General features: G+C 58.3%; 18 protein-coding genes. 13 read left to right on the top strand and 5 right to left on the bottom strand.

Translation table 11 applies throughout. From position 1 onward, the window contains the following. Positions 1-37: 37 nt before the first annotated feature. A complete protein-coding gene (locus FE840_RS20175; RefSeq protein WP_138287649.1) occupies positions 38-952 on the bottom strand; it encodes a LysR family transcriptional regulator in 915 nt (304 codons plus the stop codon). Between the two features lie 137 nt (positions 953-1,089). On the opposite strand from FE840_RS20175, the gene FE840_RS20170 reads away from it, so the two are divergent. From FE840_RS20170 to FE840_RS20160, 3 genes are all read left to right on the top strand, one after another. Continuing rightward, entirely contained in the window at positions 1,090-2,166 is a 1,077-nt protein-coding gene (locus tag FE840_RS20170; RefSeq protein WP_138287650.1) for a tartrate dehydrogenase, read from the top strand. Positions 2,167-2,320: 154 nt separating this feature from the next. Then, entirely contained in the window at positions 2,321-3,592 is a 1,272-nt protein-coding gene (locus FE840_RS20165; RefSeq protein ID WP_138287651.1) for a glycerate kinase type-2 family protein, read from the top strand. 163 nt (positions 3,593-3,755) lie between these two features. Then, positions 3,756-4,226, top strand: a complete 471-nt coding sequence (locus FE840_RS20160; RefSeq protein WP_138287652.1) for a MarR family winged helix-turn-helix transcriptional regulator — start codon at positions 3,756-3,758, stop codon at positions 4,224-4,226. Positions 4,227-4,231: 5 nt separating this feature from the next. Here FE840_RS20160 and FE840_RS20155 read toward each other — a convergent pair whose 3' ends face one another. The 3 genes from FE840_RS20155 to FE840_RS20145 form a co-directional block, all read right to left on the bottom strand. Next, complete coding sequence (locus FE840_RS20155) at positions 4,232-4,720, bottom strand: MarR family winged helix-turn-helix transcriptional regulator (RefSeq protein ID WP_171033713.1); 489 nt, start codon at positions 4,718-4,720, stop codon at positions 4,232-4,234. 65 nt (positions 4,721-4,785) lie between these two features. Beyond that, positions 4,786-5,544: an SDR family NAD(P)-dependent oxidoreductase gene (locus FE840_RS20150; protein WP_138287654.1), complete on the bottom strand. Its 759-nt coding sequence runs from the start codon at positions 5,542-5,544 to the stop codon at positions 4,786-4,788. After that, positions 5,544-7,406: a feruloyl-CoA synthase gene (locus FE840_RS20145; protein WP_138287655.1), complete on the bottom strand. Its 1,863-nt coding sequence runs from the start codon at positions 7,404-7,406 to the stop codon at positions 5,544-5,546. Before FE840_RS20145 ends, FE840_RS20150 begins: the two co-directional genes overlap by 1 nt. Positions 7,407-7,577: 171 nt before the next feature. Between FE840_RS20145 and FE840_RS20140 the strand changes: the two genes are divergently transcribed. The 3 genes from FE840_RS20140 to FE840_RS20130 all read left to right on the top strand — a co-directional run bounded on the left by FE840_RS20140 (position 7,578) and on the right by FE840_RS20130 (position 10,407). Continuing rightward, complete coding sequence (locus FE840_RS20140; RefSeq protein ID WP_138287656.1) at positions 7,578-8,369, top strand: crotonase/enoyl-CoA hydratase family protein; 792 nt, start codon at positions 7,578-7,580, stop codon at positions 8,367-8,369. Positions 8,370-8,414: 45 nt separating this feature from the next. Continuing rightward, positions 8,415-9,290 (top strand): amidohydrolase family protein, encoded by an 876-nt coding sequence (locus FE840_RS20135; RefSeq protein WP_138287718.1) that lies wholly within the window; start codon positions 8,415-8,417, stop codon positions 9,288-9,290. A 208-nt stretch (positions 9,291-9,498) separates the two neighbouring features. Beyond that, positions 9,499-10,407 carry a DMT family transporter gene (locus FE840_RS20130; RefSeq protein ID WP_138287657.1) on the top strand — a complete coding sequence of 303 codons (909 nt, stop codon included), beginning with the start codon at positions 9,499-9,501 and terminating at the stop codon, positions 10,405-10,407. 76 nt (positions 10,408-10,483) lie between these two features. Here the strand turns inward: FE840_RS20130 and FE840_RS20125 are convergent, their stop codons facing one another. Beyond that, complete coding sequence (locus FE840_RS20125) at positions 10,484-10,849, bottom strand: response regulator (RefSeq protein WP_138287658.1); 366 nt, start codon at positions 10,847-10,849, stop codon at positions 10,484-10,486. Between the two features lie 355 nt (positions 10,850-11,204). Between FE840_RS20125 and FE840_RS20120 the strand changes: the two genes are divergently transcribed. The 7 genes from FE840_RS20120 (at position 11,205) to FE840_RS20090 (ending at position 18,936) form a co-directional block, all read left to right on the top strand. After that, a complete protein-coding gene (locus FE840_RS20120) occupies positions 11,205-12,944 on the top strand; it encodes a sensor histidine kinase (RefSeq protein ID WP_138287659.1) in 1,740 nt (579 codons plus the stop codon). Then, the gene (locus tag FE840_RS20115; protein ID WP_138287660.1) at positions 12,937-13,503 is read left to right on the top strand and encodes a regulatory protein RecX; all 567 of its coding nucleotides are present in this window, start codon (positions 12,937-12,939) and stop codon (positions 13,501-13,503) included. The genes FE840_RS20120 and FE840_RS20115 overlap by 8 nt, the downstream gene beginning before the upstream one ends. A gap of 93 nt (positions 13,504-13,596) precedes the next feature. Continuing rightward, positions 13,597-14,184 carry an ANTAR domain-containing response regulator gene (locus tag FE840_RS20110; protein WP_138287661.1) on the top strand — a complete coding sequence of 196 codons (588 nt, stop codon included), beginning with the start codon at positions 13,597-13,599 and terminating at the stop codon, positions 14,182-14,184. A gap of 49 nt (positions 14,185-14,233) precedes the next feature. After that, complete coding sequence (locus FE840_RS20105; protein WP_138287662.1) at positions 14,234-15,505, top strand: CmpA/NrtA family ABC transporter substrate-binding protein; 1,272 nt, start codon at positions 14,234-14,236, stop codon at positions 15,503-15,505. A gap of 352 nt (positions 15,506-15,857) precedes the next feature. Further along, entirely contained in the window at positions 15,858-17,147 is a 1,290-nt protein-coding gene (locus FE840_RS20100; RefSeq protein ID WP_138287663.1) for an ABC transporter substrate-binding protein, read from the top strand. 80 nt (positions 17,148-17,227) lie between these two features. Then, a complete protein-coding gene (gene ntrB / locus FE840_RS20095; RefSeq protein ID WP_138287664.1) occupies positions 17,228-18,124 on the top strand; it encodes a nitrate ABC transporter permease in 897 nt (298 codons plus the stop codon). A gap of 11 nt (positions 18,125-18,135) precedes the next feature. Further along, positions 18,136-18,936, top strand: a complete 801-nt coding sequence (locus tag FE840_RS20090) for an ABC transporter ATP-binding protein (RefSeq protein ID WP_138287665.1) — start codon at positions 18,136-18,138, stop codon at positions 18,934-18,936.

Raw genomic sequence — 18,936 nt, 5'->3', positions numbered from 1 at the left:
ATCGTTTTCGAAACCGACGATGATCTTGCGAGACTTCTCAGGCTGAAGCCTGGAGTTCTTCAAGCCGGGCCTCAATCAAGTCCAGGAAACTTTCCCGCAGGGGATCTCTGGTGTCACGGAGCCAGGCTGCAGCCAGGACGAGCTTCTTGCGTGCCTCGACCCCTGGTGCCTCCAGCGGTATGAAACGGACGCCGTCGACATTGAGGCGGGATATCCATCGGGGCAGGATTGCAAGGCCGATCCCGGACGCAACCAGGTTTACGATCGTTTGCTTCTCCTCGGCTATCTGGATGATTCTTGCGGAAAGGCCTGCCTCGAGAAAGAGCTTGATGCTCAAATCATGGCTATGCGGTCGCGATCGACGGTCAGGGACAATCAACGCTGCGTCTTGCATGTCCTTGACCCGGAGCGCGTCAAGGCGGGCCAGGGCATGGCCTTCCGGCACGGCCACGACGGCAGTCTCGCGGAACAGTTCGCGAAATTCCAGGCGTGTGTCGACCTGTTCAGGGGGTCTCACAAAGGCAAGGTCAATGCGACCGGAAACCAGTCCTGGCAGGGAGCGGATCGTCTTCTCCTCAATGAGCACAATTTCCGTATTGGGATATTGCCGTCGAAACAAGGGAATGATCTGGGGCATCAGTCCGACGGCTGCGCTGTCGATGGCGCTTACCCGAAGAACCGATGCCTTACGTCTTGCTTGTTCTCGAAACGCTGTCTCCAGACGATCGGCACGTTGAATGAGGTCTCGCGCGCCCTCCAGAAAGCGCTCCCCGGCTTCCGTGAGGATGACGTTTCTGGTTGTCCGCGACAGCAATCGGGTCCCCAGATGTGCCTCAAGCAGTTTGATGTGACGCCCAAGGGATGCAGGAAGCATGTCGAGTTTCTGTGCCGCCCGACCGAAATGCAAACAGTCTGCAACCGCAATAAAGCAGCGTATCTGCTGTAGGTCCAAACCCATCTCCAATTATATGAATTTTTTATATGATCTTAGTGAGATTGCGCCGGCGGCGTCAAATTGTCAGCTTCGTACCCGCGACAACACTGCATCCCTCGATCACGCGGGTGCACAAGGACTGGAAGGATGCATCAATGCGCCATCATCGTATTGCCGCCATTCCCGCAGACGGGATCGGACCAGAGGTCATTGAAGCAGGCGCCGCCATTCTTGAGGCACTTGGCAAAAGGATGGGTGATCATTCTTGCGACTTGACCTTCTTCGACTGGGGTTCGGCTTACTACAGGAAGCATGGCGTCATGATGCCCCCTGACGGTCTCGAGCAGTTGAAATCTTTTGACGCCATCTTTTTTGGCGCCGTCGGCGCGCCCGATGTTCCTGACCACATCACGTTGTGGGGTCTGCGGCTGCCCATCTGCCAGGGGTTTGATCAATATGCCAATGTGCGCCCGACACGTATTCTTCCCGGGATCACGTCTCCGCTGCGCAATGTCGAAGCGGGAGATCTCGACTGGGTGATCGTGCGCGAGAACTCGGAAGGGGAATACTCCGGTCATGGCGGTCGCGCCCATCGAGGCATGCCCGAAGAGGTCGCTACCGAGGTGGCGATTTTCACCCGCGTGGGTGTCACCCGCATCATGCGTTATGCCTTCCGGCTTGCGCAGTCACGCCCGCGCAAGCTCCTTACCGTCGTCACCAAGTCCAATGCGCAGCGCCATGGCATGGTGATGTGGGACGAGATTGCAGCGGAGGTGTCAAAGGAGTTTCCGGATGTCACCTGGGACAAGATGCTGGTCGATGCCATGACCGTGCGCATGACCCTGAAGCCGGAAAGCCTCGACACGATTGTCGCGACCAATCTCCATGCAGACATTCTGTCGGATCTTGCCGGCGCCCTTGCGGGCAGTCTCGGCGTCGCCCCCACGGCCAATATCGATCCCGAACGTCGCTTTCCTTCCATGTTCGAGCCGATCCATGGCTCCGCTTTCGACATCACGGGCAAGGGCATTGCCAATCCGGTTGCGACCTTCTGGACCGCGGCCCAGATGCTTGATCATCTTGGTGAAAGCCAGGCATCAAGGGTACTGATGGATGCGGTCGACCGGGTGTGCCAAGCTGGCATCATGACGCCCGATGTGGGTGGCAGGGCCAGGACCAGGGAAGTGACCGAGGCCGTAGTCAAGGCGATAGAAGGTTCCAATCTCCTCTAGTCTGTCGCCGGGTATCGACAGATCCAAGTTTCGGCCGTGATCGTGCACCCCCTGCCTATATCGCTTGATGCGTTGTTTCGGACCCCTGATCTTGCTCGCAGCCGGGATTGAAGGTAACCGGGAATTCAGGTCGCTCATTAAGGTGAAAACGACAATGACCTTGTGGAATGACGTGATGGCCCGATCGGCGTTGAAGCGCGTGTTCGATGCGGCGGTCCGCAGTGCGAGCCCTTATGACGCCGTCCTGAAACATTTGCCGGAAAAGCCCAAGGGGCGCTGCATTGTCGTGGGCGCGGGAAAGGCGTCTGCTGCCATGGCCGCAGCTCTTGATGCTGCCTGGCCGGATGTCGAGCTTTCCGGCACGGTAGTGACCCGATATGGCCATGCTGTACCCGCGGGGCGTATCGAGATCCTTGAAGCATCGCATCCCGTTCCAGATGACAACAGTCTGAAGGCCGCCGAGAAGATCCTTGAAACAGTCAGGGATCTTCGACCGGACGATCTGGTGATTGCGCTGATCTCCGGTGGTGGATCTGCCCTGATGGTTGCTCCGGCCGGTCACATGACTCTAGCAGACAAGCAGGCTGTCAACCGGGCGCTTCTGGCAAGTGGTGCAACCATTTCCGAAATGAACGCAGTGCGCAAACATCTTTCGCGCATCAAGGGTGGTCGGCTGGCGCAGGCTGCATATCCTGCCCGGGTCGTTTCGCTTTTGATCTCGGATGTTCCCGGTGACAATCCGTCCGAGATTGCGTCGGGACCGACGGTCCCCGATCCAACCACCTGTGCAATGGTCAGCGAGATCGTTGAGCGCTATGCGATCGAGCTGCCCGATAGCGTTCGTGATGTGCTGGCCAATGGCGAGGAGACACCCAAACCGGGCGCTTTCGAAACTCATGTCAGCGTCATTGCAGCGCCCAAACTGGCGCTGGAGGCGGCAGCGGAGGAAGCCGGATTGCTCGGACTGACGCCGCTGATCCTCGGCGATTCCATCGAGGGCGAGGCAAGGGACGTCGGAACGGTCATGGCTGGCATCGCGACATCCGTTTCCGTTCACGGCTATCCTGTGCGTGGTCCCGCAATGCTGTTGTCGGGTGGTGAAACCACGGTGTCCATTGCGAAGGGATGCAACGGGCGTGGCGGGCGCAATACGGAATTTCTGCTCAGTCTGGCGCTTGCGCTCAAAGGGCAGGAGAATGTCTGGGCGCTTGCCGGGGACAGCGACGGGATCGATGGCGTGGAAGACGCGGCAGGAGCCATTGTCATGCCTGATACGCTTTCCCGGATGCAGTCTGCGGGCATGGATCCACGCGCAAGCCTCTCCAATCATGACAGCTATACTGCCTTCAGGGCCATTGGTGATCTTGTCGTGACAGGTCCCACGCTGACCAATGTCAATGATATTCGCGCCATCCTGATTGGGTGAAGTCCGTCCGTGTCCAAGCAGGGGATCAGATCTTGCAAGACAGCGGCACGAATGGAGTTTAAATGCTCAGGGCTCAGGGCTCAGGGCTCAGGGCTCAGGGCTCAGGGCTCAGGGCTCAGGGCTCAGGGATACTCTGTTGAAAAACCTGATCGAGATGGTGTGAATGACTGGCGAATTGACGTTGGAACAGTCCGGTGACGAGTCCATTGATTACGGACCCTTGTCCAATTCGCTCGGCTTTCTCTTGCGGATTGCCCAGTTGCGCAACTTCGACCAGTTCTACAGCCGACTTGGTGACAGCGGTCTTCGTCCGGGCGAGTTTTCCGTGATGTGGCTGATCTATCTCAATCCCGGTATTCGCCAGGGACAACTCGGTCGGATCCTGTCGATCAAGCCGGCTCACATGACGAAGGTGGTTCGCCGGCTCGAGGATCTGGGCAGGCTGGAACGCAGGATTCCGGAGGAGGACCGGCGTTCGGTTCGCCTGAGCCTGACCGATAAGGGCCGGCATTTTGTCCAGGCCCATGAGGCCGACTTCTTTGGCGAAGACAGCTATCACAATCATGGGCTGACACAGAAGGAAACCGAAACCTTCATTCGGCTTCTGCGCAAATATGGCGGCTTCACAGCCTGATTGCATCAGGATGACCATGCATCCCTGATCTTTCGCAGGATGCCGTTCAACGTTTCCCGCTCCTCTGCCGAGAGCATGCTCAGGACCCTGGCTTCATGGGTGTTGACCGCAGAATTGGCCTCTTCCCACAACCGACGTCCTGCGGGCAGCGGGACAAGAGCAAAACTGCGGCGGTTGCCTTCAATCTGCGCCCTTCTCAAAAGGGTCCGATTGGAAAGTTCATCAATGATCTGGACGAGATTGGACCTTTCGAGCTTGAGACCTTCTGCAAGCTGGGTCTGGTTGATGCCAGGATGCCTGACGACAATCGTGAGGACCGAGAAGGAGATGATGCGCAGGTCGTAATCTGCCAGAACCTGCGTGAGGTCTGCCTGGATCAGGGTCAGCGCGCGCTTCATGTTGTATCCCACGAAGCTGGTCAGATCGGCATCCCGGACAGGATGACCGTCAGCCTGAACCATCTCTCTCTGCAGAACACCTGACGCCTTGGTCATGGATCTCGTCATCCTTTCACCCGCATAGCCATCGGCAATTGCCCTTCGCGATTTCGTGAAACACCCTACCTGGGTGGCATCCTCAAGCCTCCATCAAGGCGGATGACTTCCCCGTTGAGATAGCCATTGGTCAGGGCAAAGCCGACGGCTTCGGCAAACTCCGAAGGTGCGCCGAGGCGATGCGGAAAGGGGATCGCAGAGGCGAGGCCCGCCTGGACCTCCCCCGGCAGTTCCGCCAGCAATGGTGTCAAGAAGATGCCGGGCGCAACAGTATTGACACGGATTGCAAAGCGCGCGAGTTCGCGTGCAGCCGGCAGGGCAAGGGATACGATGCCACCCTTGGATGCAGCATAGGCGGCCTGTCCGATCTGGCCGTCAAAGGCTGCTACCGATGCGGTGTTGACGATGGCGCCGCGCTCGCCCCCTTCATCAGGTTCGTTGCCCTGCATGCGCCCGGCGGCGAGCCTCAGCATGTTGAAGGTGCCGATGAGATTGACGCGAATGGTTTTTTCGAAATCGGACAGCGGCATTGGACCGTCGCGTCCGACAATGCGCGAGGCGCCACCTATGCCGGCGCAATTGACCAGCCCGCGCAAGGCCCCGAGATCGGCGATCGCCCGGTCAAGAGCCTTGCCTGCTTCCTCCGACGTCACATCCAGTTCAAGGGGACGTCCGTCAATGGCATTTGCAACCCGCTGAGCCGCTTCGCCATTGCGATCAATTACCGTGACGCTGGCGCCCTTTTCCGCCAGAAAGCGCGCAGTCGCTTCTCCGAGACCGGAGCCTCCACCGGTTACGGCGATGTGAGACTTTTCAAGCTGCATCAGCGCCTTCCCTTCCAACTGGCCATGACGACGGACGCGCCGCCACCATAAAGAGCCTCTACCAGGTCCGCTCTTTCCCGCAGAACGGCACGCTGGTTGACCGAGCCCTTATCGGTCACCTCACCCTTTTCAAAACTCAGCGGTTCAGAAAGCAGGATGGCGGCGACCACGCGGCTTGCGCTGCCGGTCGCGGCGATCGCATGCTGAGAAAGCCGCTCCTGCAGCGTCGCGCGAACTTTCTCCATCCGGGCCAGGTCTTCATGCGAAGCATCGGGCTCGCCCGAGATCTCCCGAATTGCGGTCCAGTTCGGAATGATGAGGGCGCGCAGGTCATCCTTCTCGGGGCCGGCAATCACGGCATCGGATGCCATTCCGCCAAGGCTATTGACCAGATTGGCACGCAACTGTCCGACTGCGACCCAGGTGCCCGTTGCCAGCTTGAAGTTTTCAGCGAGGCGTCCGTCGAAGATGAAGCCCTCATCCGGGCTGCCCGGAACGGCGAAGCGCAAGGCGTCTCCGAGCTTGTAAAAGCCCTCTTCATCAAAGGCGTCCGCCGTGAGCTTTTCATTGCGCCAATAGCCGGGCGTGATGGATGGACTTTTCAGCCTTGCTTCAAGCTTGTCTTCCTGTGGCACCAGCTTCAGTGTCACGCCCAATGCCGGGATCCCGATATTGCCGGGCTTTTCCTTTTTCTCCGTGTAGTAAAGCGCGAAAGGCCCGGTTTCGGTTGCGCCAAGCCCGGATACGATGGGGACGCCGCCCGAAACCTTCTTTTCTGCAAGTTTCGTCAGGCGATTCCAGACGGCTTCGCTCATGCCCGCGCCCGCATACATGAGCATTCGCATCCTTGAAAAGAACTGATCTGCAAGGCTTTCATCGCCCTCCATGGCGTCCAGCAGAAACTGGTAGCCGAGTGGCACATTGAAATACCAGGTGGGGGCAATCTCTCGAAGATTACGGATGGTGCGACCGATCATGTCCGGAGTCGGGCGACCATCATCAATGTAGTAGCTGCCCCCGTTATAGATCGCCATGTTGAAGACCTTGTTGCCACTTGCCGTGTGGTTCCAGGGTGCCCAGTCGACAATGACAGGCGGCTCGTATGTGAGGAATTCATAGGCTGCGGCCACCATGGCCTGATTGGAACACAGCATGCCCTGTGTCTGGATCACGGCCTTCGGACTTCCGGTCGTGCCCGAGGTGAAGAGGAACTTGGCGACAGTCTCCGGGCCCACCCTTGCATGGGCGCTGTCCGCAGCCTCGCTGGCTTCTGTCGCGACGAGAGCCTCAAATGAAAGTGTCTCACGATCATCGGCCTGCCCGGTGATCGAGACAAGGCCGACATCTCTTTCAAGAACGGCACGGATTGCCGGCAGGAAACGCTCTGCATGATCGGCAAAGACAAGGCCTGGCGTCAATTGTTCCACGACCGAGATTAGCTTGCCCCTGTCTTCTCCGGCAAGAGCATAGGCAGGGGACAGAGCAGCGGATGGAATGCCGACATGCTGTGCACCCAGAGCCATAAGGGCATGCGCAATCGAGTTGTTGGTCAGGATCAGAAGCGGACGCTCGACAGACAGGCCTTTCGACAGAAGCGCACTGCCAATCGAGCGGATGGCGCGAGCGGCTTCACCATAGGTTATGCGCTTCCATTCGCCGTCCTGATCGCGTTCCGCCATCCACAAGCGGTCAGGACCGAGATTGGCCCAATGCATGAACCGCGCGGTGATGGCGCGTGAATAGGGTGGTAGTTGCGCGGTTTGGGCGATGATGATCGTGCCATCCGCTCTTGTTTCCAGGCGCAGATCCGGTCGCTTTGATGGCTGGGAGGCCTTCCCCGCCAAGATGGAATCTGCACCCATTGAAGTTCCTCCCGAACCCTGCATCGAGGGCCGATGGTCCATAAAATGTTATCTCACATAAAAGTCTATAGGGAACACATCGGCAGCGCAAGGATCATTTACAAGGATACTTTTATGTGACATTACGATTTGCGAAGCCGGATAGCATTTCCGGCAAATTGGGAGCCCATCATGGACAACGGGAGCGAAACTCTGATCAGCTATGCGCTGGAAGGCGATCTTGCCCTGATAGGTCTGAACCGCCCTGCCAAGCGCAATGCCGTCAGCGACCGGGTTGTCGAGGCGCTGCACACTGCAGTGGAGCGGGCCCAGCAGGAGGCGAAGGCTGCGGTCATTTTCGGAGAGGGTGTTCACTTCTGCGCAGGCCTTGACCTTGCCGAACATATGGAAAAACCCCTGATCGGCGCTGTCATGGGGTCGCGCCGCTGGCACAGGATATTTGACGGGATCGAGCGGGGCGGCATCCCCTTTGTCGTGGCGCTGCAGGGTGCCGTGGTTGGTGGCGGGTTTGAACTCGCTGCGGCATGCCACATCCGTGTGGCCGACAAGACGGCGTTTTTCGGCTTGCCGGAAGGTCAGCGCGGTATTTTCGTCGGTGGCGGCGGATCGGTGCGGATTGCACGACTGATCGGCTCGCAGCGCATGGGCGACATGATGCTGACGGGACGCACCGTCGCTCCCGACCAGATGGAAGTTTGGGGCGGGGTCAGCTATGTCGTTCCAGAGGGCGAAGCCCTAGAAAAAGCCAAGGTGCTTGCCCGTCAGGCGGCCAGCAATGCACCGATGTCCAATTATGCCATCATCAACGCCTTGCCGCGCATCCGTGACATGTCCTCCGAGGACGGGCTTTTCGTCGAGTCACTGATGTCGTCACTGACGTCTGCCACTCCGGAAGCCGAAGAGCGTCTGCGCGCTTTTCTTGAAAAACGCACGGCGCGCCTGAAGGCGCCTGATAGCGAGTGACATGCTGTCGTCACGGCCGACACGAAGCGGAGGAGTGAAATGACGATGAATCTTGATGAGCTTGTTGCCATCGATTTCCATACCCATGCCGAAGAACCATGTTGTGGAACGCGCGACGACGGCTACCTGGAATTCCAGGCCGCCATGGCGAACTACTTCAAGAACCCGGCAGGTACTGACGGTATGCTTCCAAGCGTTCAGGAGACCGCAGCCTATTACCGCGAGCGAAAGATTGCAGCCGTCATCTTTGGCGTTGATGCCGAACGGGAAACCGGCTTTCGCCGTTACAGCAATGAGGAAGTTGCGCGTCTTGCCGCAGACAACAGCGACATCCTGATTCCCTTTGCCTCGATCGACCCAGCCAAGGGCAGGACCGGCGCACGCGAAGCGCGACGCCTGGTGCGCGAATTTGGCGTGAAGGGCTTCAAGTTCCACCCGACCATGCAGGGCTTTTTCCCGGATGACCGCATGGCCTACCCCCTTTATGAGGCAATTCAGGAGGAGGGTGCCATCGCCCTTTTCCACAGCGGCCAGACGGGTGTGGGCTCGGGCATGCGGGGCGGCATGGGCATGCGTCTCAAATATTCCCGTCCCATCCATGTCGATGATGTGGCGGTCGACTTTCCCGACATGACGATCGTGCTCGCTCATCCCTCGTTCCCATGGACGGAAGAGGGTCTTTCTGTCGCGACCCACAAGCCGAATGTCTATATCGACATGTCAGGCTGGTCGCCGAAATATTTCCCGCCGATCTTCGTTCACTATGCCAAGACCATATTGAAGAAGAAGATGCTGTTCGGTTCGGACTGGCCCGCTATTACGCCCGATCGCTGGTTGAAGGATTTCGAGGCACTCGACATCAAGGAGGATGTCCGCCAGTTGATCCTCAAGGACAATGCCCGTCGAATTCTGAAAATGTGACTGCGCGCCACTTTGCGAGCCCGACCGAGACCGCTTCGGCCCGACTGACGAAGGGGATTTCTGTCGTTCTGCCGCCGACTGTGTGGGCAAGATTGCCGATCGGCACTGACTTTCCCTTTCCATAACTGGTGTTTCCGGCTAGTCACTGCGGCGAAAACGGGCGTTCGCGGCTCCTGCGACGCGCAAAGACCATAGGGAATGGCAAGACATGGACAATACCCGCGGCATCATCCTGATGGTGCTTGCAATGCTTGGCTTTGCCGCTGAAGACATGTTTCTGAAACTGGCGGCGGCAGGGCTGCCTGTGGGGCAGATCCTTGTTCTTCTCGGTTTGCCGGGCGCAGCGATTTTTGCTTTCGTGGCGCGTGCCAAAGGTGAAGATCCCTTTTCTGTTTCATTCTTTCGGCCCTCCGTTCTCGTTCGCAACATCAGCGAAATGATCGGTACGGTCGGATTTGTCACTGCCCTTGCACTGGTGCCCTTGGCCACGGTGACGACCATTCTGCAGGCCGCGCCCCTGTTTGTGACCATGGGCGCAGCACTCGTGCTCGGGGAAGCGGTCGGCTGGCGCCGCTGGACCGCAGTCCTTGTCGGCTTTGTCGGAGTTCTGCTGGTTATCCGGCCCGGTGCCAGCGGATTTGAACCGGAAGTGTTATGGGCCGTTCTTGGCGTGGTGGGGCTCTCGATCCGCGATCTTGCCAGCCGCAGGGTCCCCAAGGCCGTCTCGTCCCTCCAGCTTGCCAGCTGGGGTTTTCTTGCCGTCGGCCTTGCCGGCCTGCCAATGCTTGCCATCAGCGGTGGCGCAAAATTGCCAAGTCTTCCTGAAGCCGCCTTTCTGTCGGGCGCGCTTGCCGTCGGTACCCTTGCCTATTGGGCTTTGACCGAGGCAACCCGGCTGGGAGAGATCGCGGTGGTGACGCCGTTCCGCTATTCGCGTCTGGTCTTTTCCACGATCGTCGGATTTCTGGTGTTTTCGGAAGTACCCGATGGCTACACGCTGCTGGGCGCGGGCATCATCATTTCGACGGGGCTCTATACGCTGATGCGCGAGCGCCGTCGCAGGATAAGCGGGCAGCGTGAATTGGCCGGTAAAACAGGTTCAGGTTCGCAAAGCTAGTCCATATGGCCTTGCAAACTTCGTCCGCGTTCCGCGACGCGGGTAAGCGCAAGATGGAGCCAGTGGCCGTTTTTGCTCAGGCGCTGACCCGTCCTATCGCGTCAAGAAGTTTGGAGGGGTCGAAAGGTTTCACGATCCAGCCGGTGGCCCCCGCCTTGCGGGCCCGCTCCTTCTTCTGGGCATCACTTTCCGTGGTGAGCACGAGAATGGGAGTGGCCCTCAGTCTTTCATTGCGCCGAACGCGTTCGATGAAGCCAAAGCCATCAAGCCGGGGCATGTTGATATCTGTTATGATCACGTCCGGGACGAAGTCTTCGAGCGCCTCGAGACCATGGATTCCGTCTTCCGCCTGCTTTGTCTCGTAACCTGCAGTTTCCAGTGTCTGCAGCAGCATCGAGAGAATGGTCCGGGAATCGTCGACTGTTAGGATCTTCTTCTTCACCTGAGGCATCCTGATTGGTTCTCCGGGAGCTATATGATGGCAACAGCTTTCGGGCCACAGGATCGAACATATATGACTAAAAAACGATAAATAATGGAGCAAGACATCTGTGACCAGTAAGCGATTTTTTGCACCAATCCCTTGCCTCTGCCGGTGACTGTCATACCGGCCGCCGATATGCAACTGATTTCAAAGATATTTTTGAAGGGCGATGTATCCGTTGCTCTTTTTGTAGACGGGTCCGTTTTTTGGAGACATTGTGGTCCTGAGATGGGTCGGGAAGCTGTGAAGTGAACTTGCGGCATCGACAGCTTGGTGCCATTGTTCCGCCGACTGGTTCGCAACGGAGCTGCGCATGCCCATCCTCAAGCTGTCCCGGCGGCTGTTCTTGCTGACGGCTGTGGGCTTGGCTCCGGCAGCACTCATTCTGTTCCACAACGTTGCCACGATGCGTTCGGAAAAAGAGCGCGAGATCCATGCAGAGGCGCTGCGGATTGCCCAACTGGCTTCGCTCGAGATCAGCCGGATTGTCTCGGGCGCCGAAAATGTGCTGGTGACGATTTCGGCGACCTCTGCCATCCAGGATCTGCAACAGCCCTATTGCAACGAGTATCTTGCGCGAGTGCGTCATCGTCTTCCCAGTTTCTCCGGCATCTCCATTGCAGGTCTCGACGGTGTGGTGCGATGCAGCCGCGAAGAAAATGGTGTCGGGGTGTCGGTTGCAGATCGCGCTTACTTTCGGGAGGTTCTCGACACTCAACGCTTCACAATCGGGACATACACTGTCGGTCGAATTTCCGGGCAAGAAAGTCTGCCACTGGCCCTGCCCGTGCGCGATGAACTTGGCGCTGTGATCGGTGTTGCGATCGGCACGCTTAATCTCCAATGGCTCGGGCAGAGGCTTCGCGAGCGTTCCTTCATGGGCAACAGCGCCTTGACTGTTGCAGACAGGGACGGCGTGATCCTGGCGCGTGAGCCTTTCCCGGAGCGGTTTGTCGGAACGCAGATACCGGATCTTTACCAGCGGTTGGTCAATGCCGTGTCACCTGGCACGGAAGTGGTTCTCAGTCAGGATGGAACCAACCGCATCATAGGATATTACCCGCCACAGGTTTCCCATAGCGGCCTTTATGTCAGTGCCGGAATATCGACCGTCGAAGCCTATAAACCCTTGAACTCGGCGACCCGTTTCGCTTTGGCGGTAACGCTTGCAGGGCTTGGTCTTTCCCTTCTGACCGCCTGGTTGACAAGCCGGCAACTGATCCGCCGACCGATCACCCGGCTGGTTCAGACAGTGGATTCCTGGCGTAACAGCGACGAAACGGCGCGTACGGGCATGGGGGAAGCGGATGGCGAATTTGGTCTGGTCGGTCGCGCCATCGACGATTTCATGGATGAATTGGTTGAAAGCCGTCGCCAGCGCCGGCGCGACGAACAGCAACGGGAACTCCTGACGGCTGAGCTCGACCATCGCGTCAAGAACCTGATTGCGACCGTTCAGTCGGTTGCCCGCCAATCCTTCAAGCCGGGACAGGAAACATCATCCGCAGTTGACATGTTCAATCAGCGCCTGACTGCACTCAGTGAGGCGCACAAGCTGTTGATGAAGGATCAGTGGCAGTCGGCACGAATGCGGGATCTGATCCGTACGGCGATCAGACCTTTCGACGCGCAGGACCGGTCGTTGTTCGTTCTGGAGGGGCCGGATTTCATCGTCCGGTCAAAGGCTGCCATGGCATTCGGCATGGCGCTGCATGAACTGTGTACGAATGCCGCCAAATATGGAGCACTCTCTGTCGCAGAGGGGCGGATCAGCATCAGATGGTCGCTCGAGGATCCATTGGAGACGGGACCGCCTGCAGAGCCCAAGGGCCACGAGGATCGGCGCATCTTTCGCCTTTTCTGGCTCGAACTGGATGGGCCGCAGGTGTCGCCGCCTGATCGGACGGGGTTTGGTTCCCGCATGGTCGAGCGCGCATTGGCTGCAGAGGTCAACGGGAGGGTGACGATTGATTATCGCCCAACCGGTCTTGTTTGCGAGGTAACCGCACCCTTTGCCGGCTTGCGCGCCGAAGAACGCGATCACCATGGATGAAGACCTGGAGAATGGAGGTCTGGAGGCAGGTGATGGTCCTACCCCCAGAATGCAGGCCTGGGCGCGGAATTCGGCAGCCTATCGGCTGGCCAGGCGCATGATGACCGAAAAGGAACTCGGCGACGCGATTGCCCGCAAGGCGCAAGAGAAGTTCCATGCAATTACGCTCCAGCAGGTCAGGACTCTTGTCGATATTGCCCTGGCCTTCGGACGCGAGATGAAGGCTCTGGACGATGTAAGCTATGCCGAGATCCGCAGCCGCGCATCGCAACGCGCCGGCAAGTCGCGCCGGCTGATTGCGCGAAAGCTGATGGAAAAGGGCATTGATCGTGAAACGGTGACGACGGTGCTGGAAGAGGCCGATGACCTTGTCTCGGGTGTCATCTTCGCCCGCAAGCGCGGCTTTGGCCCGTTTCGTCGGACGGATCTTGATGACCGCCAGAGACGCCGCGAATTGGCGGCATTTGCCCGAAATGGTTATGGTTTTGATCTTGCCTGCCGCATTGCGGACATGACGGCAGAAGAGGCCGAAGACATTCTGTCAGAGGCGTCACCCTGACAATCTCGTGCGCATTAGGAGCGCAATTCACTTTCTTCTGTTGAAAACTGCCGACCTCTTGTGCACAGTGCTGCACTGCGTCATTTTTAGGCAATGCAGATGAAAGACCTCACCATTCTCGTGATCGATGAAAACGCCGTTCGCGCGGCGATCATAGAAGCGGGTCTGCGCGAGGCCGGTCATTTCAATGTTACGATTGCCCACGAGATGACCGGCATTGCCCGAACGGTGGAGAGCCTGGCACCCGATGTCATCATCATTGATATCGAAAACCCCAACCGCGACATGATGGAGCATTTGTTCCAGCTGACGCGAAGCGTTTCACGTCCCATCGCCATGTTTGTCGACCGGTCTGACACAGCCTCGATCGAAGCGGCCGTCGATGCAGGGGTATCGGCATATATCGTTGACGGGCTGCGCAAAGAGCGGGTGAAGCCAATTCTCGACATGGCCGTCTCCCGGTTCAATGCCTTCAGCCGTCTGCAGCGCGAGCTTGCCGATGCACGTTCTCAGCTGGAAGAGCGCAAGATCATCGAGCGAGCCAAGGGCATCTTGATGAAGCTTCGCGGGCTTTCCGAGGAAGAGGCGTTTGCGTTGCTGCGCCAGACGGCCATGAACGAAAAGAAGAAGATGTCGGAGATTGCGCAAAGCGTGGTGACGGCTGCAGGGCTCTTGATGTGATGGGTGTGGAAATACCGCCTGTCGAGCGGCTGACAACGGAGTGAACAGGATGGTGAGCGCAGATCTGACCGGGCATTTGTCCGCCCCTGCCCGAACGCAGAGCGAGGGCCCCAAGGTGCTGCGCGCAGGTTTCATCCCGCTTGTGGATGCCTCGATCCTCATTGCAGCTGCCGAGTTTGGCTTTGCCGCCCGTGAAGGTCTGACGCTCGATCTTGTCAAGGATGTCTCCTGGGCCAATGTGCGTGATCGCCTGGCCTTCCGGCAGTTCGACGTGGCGCACATGCTGTCCCCCATGCCGGTCGCTTCGATGCTCGGTCTGGGGTCCAATCCTTCGCCGACGATCACGCCCTTTTCACTGGGACGGGGCGGCAATGCCATCACGCTCTCGACCCGGCTTTTCTCGCGGATGAAAGAGACCGCTCATCTGGCCGAGAATGCGTCTGCACTGGACAATGCAAGGGCGCTGGCCCGTGTTCTCGGCGTGATGCGGCAGACCGGTGAAACGCCGCCGACATTCGGAATGACCTATCCCTTTTCCTCGCATAATTACGAGTTTCGTTATTGGCTGGCGGCGGGCGGCATCGATCCGGACAGGGATGTCAAAATGGTCGTGGTTCCCCCGCCGATGACATCGGATGCGCTCGCAGCCGGTGCCATAGACGGGTTCTGCGTCGGTGCCCCCTGGAACATGGTTGCCTCGGAGCGAGGTGTCGGACGTATTGTGGCTGCAAAGCAGGACATCTGGCCATCGGCGCCGGAAAAGGTTCTTGGCATGCGTCCGGAATGGGCCGAGCAGAACCGCGAGACGGTCTCGCGGTTGATCCTGGCGCTTGATCGGGCAGCGCGCTGGTGTGACGATCCCGAAAACCGCGATGCGTTGGCTGACGTGCTCTCGGATCATCGATATATCGCTGCACCGGTGGAGATCATCCGCCATGTGCTTTCCGGGGAGTTCAGTCTTGATGCCCAGGGAACGCGGCGTGTCATCGACGGCTATTTCGTCTTTCACGAAGGGCATGCCAATTACCCCCGCCCGAGCAAGGCACTCTGGATCTACAGCCAGATGATCCGGTGGGGGCAGGTGCGATATGATGAAGTTGGGGTTGCTCACGCTGTCTCCGCCTTCAGGCCGGATCTTTATCGAATGGCGCTGGCGGGGGAGGACGTCCCGACTGGTGACGATTTTCCGATCGAGGGCGTGGATGCAGCCGATCGCTTCATGGATGGATTTGTTTTTGATCCATCGGATCTTCCTCACTATGTCGAGGCATTTCCGGTTCGAAACCAGGCCCCTGACAGCGCGCGTGCGGACGAATTGTGACCTTCGGTTTGCACAGGGCTTTGGCAGACATTTTTCATCAATGGCCTAAATTTGCGGCAGTGCAATAAAGCTGGGCCGTAACCGTTCTTCGTAATCGGTTGTGTTTTCCTAATTAATTTCAATAGAATAGGTTGACCATTCGACATTTGGCATGATTGTTGCTTGTCTAAAATTATCCGGGTCAACGACGACCCGTTTATCGGGGTGCAACAAAGGCGCTCCTCAAAGACATCGACGTCGCACGGCTTTTGCAGTCTCGGATGCCCTTTGGCCTTCCAGAATGTGCAAGCGCCTGGCGACGTTTTTTTGTGCCCGCATTTCAGCCTCAGACCAAGAAACAGGGGAACCGCGCATGATCAGGAACAACAGCAGCATCACCCGCCGCCAGGTATTGAAGACCTCTGCAGCGGCCGCTTTGGTAGGTGCCGTGAAGACGGCCTTCCCATCGGGAGCCTTCGCACAAGGGGCAGGTCCGGAAACCACCAAGGCCGTCCTTGGCTTCATTGCCCTGACGGATGCCGCTCCGCTTTTCGTTGCGAAGGAGAAGGGCATATTTGCCAAATACGGAATGCCCGATGTGGAGGTGGTCAAGCAGGCGTCCTGGGGCACGACGCGCGACAATGTGGTGCTTGGATCTGAAGGGAACGGGATCGATGGCGGTCATATTCTGACCCCGATGCCCTATCTGATCACAGCCGGTACGGTCACGCAGAACAATCAGCCGACACCCATGTCAATCCTGGCCCGACTTAATCTCGATGGTCAGTGTATCTCGGTTGGGCAGGAATATATCGATCTTAAGCTCGGCGTGGATACGGCACCCTTCAAGACGGCCCTTGAAGCAAAGAAGGCGTCTGGCAAGGAGGTCAAGGCTGCCATGACCTTCCCCGGCGGTACCCATGATCTGTGGATCCGCTACTGGCTCGCAGCCGGCGGAATCGATCCGGATGCCGATATCCAGACGATTGTCGTTCCGCCGGCCCAGATGGTCGCCAATATGAAAGTCGGCACAATGGATTGCTTCTGTGTCTGCGAACCCTGGAACGAGCAGTTGATTAACCAGAAGATCGGCTACACGGCTCTGACCACTGGTGAGCTCTGGAACAACCATCCGGAAAAGGCCTTCGCCCTGCGTACCGATTATGTCGAGAAATATCCGAAGGCCACCATGGCACTTCTGATGGCCGTCATGGAGGCACAGATGTGGTGTGAGGACATGGCGAACCGGGAGGAAGTTGCCGAAATCTGCGCGCGCCGCAACTGGATCAATGCACCTTTCAATGATGTCGTCGACCGGATGAAGGGCAAATTCGACTATGGCACCGGCAAGGTCGTCGAATCCAGCCCGCATATCATGAAATACTGGGCAAACAACGCCTCCTATCCCTATCAGAGCCATGACCTGTGGTTCCTTACCGAGAACGTCCGCTGGGGCAAATTGCCCGCAGATATGGACATGAAAGCGCTGATCTCCAAGGTCAATCGCGAGGACTTGTGGCGGGAGGCGGCGACCACCCTTGGCGTGAGCGACATTCCAACCTCCACCTCGCGCGGCATCGAGACCTTCTTCGACGGCAAGGTCTTCGATCCGGAGAATCCAGAGGCCTATCTCAAGAGCCTCGGTATCACCCGTATGGCCTGAATGCCGAGAGCCGCCGGGGTCGTGACGACCCCGGCACTCCGTCTTTCCGTAGACTGATACTTCAACAGGAGGAGATCGGCATGGCCGTCACCCAACTCAACCGCAAGCCTGATCATCAAGCAACCACAGCTGCCAGCATAGTGTCGTTCACCCCACCGGTTCGAACCACCCCGGTCTGGTCGCGCATCATTCAGTCGATCCGGCAGGTCACTATCCCGGTGCTGCCTCCGCTGGTGACCCTGACCATCATGCTTTTGATATGGGAGGTGATCTGTTCCTCACCGACCGCGAGCCTGCCTTCTCCCTCCCGTGTGATCACAGAAAGCTGGGCCATCATTATTGATCCCTTCTATGTGGGACAAGGGATTGACCAGGGCATGTTCTGGCACATTCTGGCCAGTGTCGAGCGTGTGGCCATCGGCTATTTCATGGCGGCCATTGCCGGCATAGCGCTCGGTGTCCTGGTGGGACAGAGCCAGTGGGCCATGCGTGGACTGGACCCGATCTTTCAGGTGCTGCGCACGGTTCCGCCGCTTGCCTGGCTGCCATTGTCGCTGGCTGCATTCCGGGATGGCACACCATCGGCAATCTTCGTGATCTTCATTACCGCGATCTGGCCGATCATCATCAACACTGCCGTCGGGATCCGCAACATTCCACAGGACTATCAGAACGTCGCCAGGGTTCTGCGCCTCAACGGCCTGGAATACTTTGCCAAGATCATGCTGCCGGCAGCAGCACCCTATATCTTCACCGGTCTCAGGATCGGGATCGGTCTTTCCTGGCTCGCCATCGTTGCAGCCGAAATGCTGATCGGCGGCGTCGGCATCGGCTTCTTCATCTGGGATGCCTGGAACTCGTCCCTGATCAGCGACATCATCGTCGCGCTGATCTATGTCGGCGTCGTCGGCTTCCTCCTCGACCGCTTCATTGCCTTTATCGGCCGTCTTGTCACCCGTGGCACCGCCAACGCCTGAGGAGAACCACCATGGTACAACCCTATCTCTCGCTCGAATTCATCGACAAGACCTTTGAACGCAACGGCACGAAAAGCGAGGTCTTGAAGCAGATCTCGCTCGGCGTCGAAAAGGGCGAATTCATCTCCGTGATCGGACATTCCGGCTGCGGCAAATCCACTGTGCTGAACATCATCGCAGGCTTGATTGATGTTACGGCAGGTGCCGTGTTTCTTGATGGCAAACATGTGGATGCGCCGGGACCAGAGCGCGCCGTCGTCTTCCAGAACCATTCGCTATTGCCCTGGCTCACCGTCTACGAAAACATCAACCTTGCCGTTTCCAAGGTCTCCCGTGGCAAGAAGAGCAAGGCCGAGCAGCATGACTGGGTCATGCACAATCTGGATCTGGTTCAGATGGGGCATGCCCGCGACAAGCGCCCCTCCGAGATATCCGGAGGCATGAAGCAACGCGTCGGCATCGCCCGTGCGCTCTCCATGGAGCCCAAGGTTCTGTTGCTCGATGAGCCCTTCGGGGCGCTTGACGCCCTGACGCGGGCCCATCTCCAGGATGCTGTGATGGAGATCCATGCGCGGCTCGGCAATACGATGATCATGATCACCCATGACGTCGACGAGGCGGTACTGCTTTCGGACCGGATCGTGATGATGACCAATGGACCGGCTGCCAGGATCGGCGAAGTTCTGGATGTTCCGATCGCCAGACCCCGTCACCGGATCGAGCTTGCCTCTGACCGAACCTATCTGAAATGCCGCGAGGCCGTGCTCAAATTCCTCTACGAGCGGCATCGTTTCGTCGAAGCTGCGGAGTGA

The sequence above is a fragment of the Peteryoungia desertarenae genome (genome assembly GCF_005860795.2).
Lineage (GTDB): Bacteria > Pseudomonadota > Alphaproteobacteria > Rhizobiales > Rhizobiaceae > Allorhizobium > Allorhizobium desertarenae.
Note: the sequence above shows the minus strand (reverse complement) of the source record. Positions and strands in the feature narration are given on the sequence as shown.